Genomic DNA, 1148 nt, shown 5'->3' with positions numbered 1-1148 from the left:
CATCGGGCTGAGCTATCCAGAAGCGCGTGAGTGCAACCTGTATTTCGTGAGCTGGGTGCTGAATCTGGAATACGCGATCGAACGCGGCCTTACGCACTACGTCGCCGGATGGACGGATCCCGAAGTCAAGGCGCAACTGGGCGCGAGCTTCACTTTCACTCGACACGCCGTATACGTGCGCAATCCGCTGCTGCGCTGGCTGGCGCGGTGTTTTGTGAGCCGCTTCGAGCGTGACCGTGCCTGGCGTAGGTCGGAGCCTGCCGCATGAGCCTTCCCCCTGTCGTCCTGGATCTGGATCGGTCGGTCGGACCGCTTGCGAGCGAGTGGCGCATTCCACTGGGAGATCGGCAGGAGGCGTTGCGCTTCGGCTGCGGCCTCAGGCACATGCGTGCGCTGGCACGCCAACTCGATATCTGGCTGCCGGCTCCCGCCCGACACGGCCCGGTATTCATGGGCAGCGGGGACTTCCATCACCTGACCTGGCCACTGGTGGCGCGCTGCATCCGTGCGCTGGGCCTGCGGCGGTCGCAGTTGCGCGTGGTAGTTCTGGACAACCATCCCGACAACATGCGGTTTCCTTTCGGCGTGCACTGCGGCTCCTGGGTACGCCATGTTGCGCAACTGCCCGAAGTCGCACATGTGCTCGTGGCAGGCATCACCTCCAGTGACATCGGCTGGCGTCACAGTTGGGAAAACCAACTCTCGCCCCTGCGTGCAGGCAAACTGAGCTACTGGAGCGTCGGCGTGGACACCGGCTGGGCGCGCTGGCTCGGCGTGGCATCGGCGTTTCGCAATTTCTCCAGCACGCAGGCGCTCGCGGATGCACTGGCCGAGCACCTTCATCGGGAATGCCGACCCACCTATTTGTCGATCGACAAGGACGTGTTCGCACCCGACGTCGTGCGCACCAACTGGGACCAGGGCCGGCTGCGGGAACCGCAGGCCTTGCGCATCCTCGAGGCCCTGCGCGGCCAGATCGTGGGCAGCGACGTCACCGGGGAAGTCTCCGCCTACCGCTATCGCACGGCCTGGAAGCGCTGGCTCAGCGCGGGGGACGGGCAGGACACGGACATCGGGCAAGAGCAACTGACGCGCTGGCAGACACAGCAGCACGCCCTCAACCAGCGCCTGCTGCCCCGCCTCGGGCA

The 1148-nt window shown here is 65.7% G+C and carries 1 protein-coding gene and 1 pseudogene; both read left to right on the top strand.

From position 1 onward, the window contains the following. Positions 1 to 268, top strand: a pseudogene (locus ACSFA3_RS24870) (GNAT family N-acetyltransferase); the annotation flags it as partial. Continuing rightward, positions 265 to 1148, top strand: an 884-nt coding sequence (locus ACSFA3_RS24865) for a hypothetical protein (protein ID WP_435508027.1), incomplete at its 3' end; no start/stop codon positions are given. The pseudogene ACSFA3_RS24870 and the gene ACSFA3_RS24865, both read left to right, overlap by 4 nt.

The organism is Variovorax glucosi (assembly GCF_051216695.1).
Classification (GTDB): Bacteria; Pseudomonadota; Gammaproteobacteria; order Burkholderiales; family Burkholderiaceae_C; genus Variovorax.
The sequence above is the reverse complement of the archived record's forward strand: the minus strand, read 5'-3'. Positions and strand labels throughout refer to the sequence as shown.